This is a genomic window from Bacillus sp. sid0103 (assembly GCF_019219025.1).
On sequence record NZ_JAHUWN010000167.1, the window covers coordinates 1 to 255 of the forward strand.

Here is a 255-nt window from a genome sequence, read left to right on the forward strand (position 1 = left end):
CTCATGTAAAGCTTTAAACGCAGTATTTTTAGCCACTAAAGGCATTGCTACTCGAAAGAGGAGAGCTCTTAAGGTCTTTCTTCCTCTCTTTGTAATTTTGGTTTGCCCTTTATGCTTTCCAGATGTAATTTCCTTTAGACTAAGCCCAGCTAATTTGATAATTTGTCTTGGGTGCGAGTAGTAAGTTAATTCTCCTACCTCTGAGAAAAATCCTGCAATCGTATCTTTCCCTATTCCCTTAATTGCCAACATTTG

At 38.0% G+C, this 255-nt stretch carries 1 protein-coding gene; it reads right to left on the reverse strand.

From position 1 onward, the window contains the following. On the reverse strand, positions 1-255 hold a 255-nt coding region (locus KW850_RS32980), incomplete at both ends, for a transposase (RefSeq protein WP_218351748.1).